The following is a 246-nucleotide window of genomic DNA, read 5'->3' as shown; positions in this document are numbered from 1 at the left end:
ATTACAGGTGGCATATTAAAAACCTACTTATCTTCTTTCGCATTTTCTAAGTTAGCTGCGATACGTTCTGCTGCTGCTTCGCTGTTTTCACTATGATTGTCTTCAGTTTGACCTTTAAGTGCTGCTCCTGCTGAATCAGAACGTTGTTGCTCAAGTTTAGTATCGTTTGGATTAGAGTTTGACATAGTATCTTCCTTAGTTATGGTTATAAATGTTAATTATAAAAATTTGAAATTTAATAGTACT

1 protein-coding gene is annotated in these 246 nt (G+C 33.7%); it reads right to left on the bottom strand.

Translation table 11 applies throughout. The features are described from left to right. Positions 1-23 precede the first annotated feature (23 nt). The gene (locus R2R70_RS22340; protein WP_341610002.1) at positions 24-185 is read right to left on the bottom strand and encodes a hypothetical protein; all 162 of its coding nucleotides are present in this window, start codon (positions 183-185) and stop codon (positions 24-26) included. Positions 186-246: the final 61 nt, after the last annotated feature.

It is taken from the genome of Cobetia sp. SIMBA_158 (genome assembly GCF_046566945.1).
GTDB classification, from domain to species: domain Bacteria; phylum Pseudomonadota; class Gammaproteobacteria; order Pseudomonadales; family Halomonadaceae; genus Cobetia; species Cobetia amphilecti.
Note: the sequence above shows the minus strand (reverse complement) of the source record. Positions and strands in the feature narration are given on the sequence as shown.

Excerpts from the sequence above, each read along its gene's own strand:
- R2R70_RS22340 (WP_341610002.1), bottom strand. The coding sequence starts at position 185 with ATGTCAAACTCTAATCCAAACGATACTAAACTTGAGCAACAACGTTCT.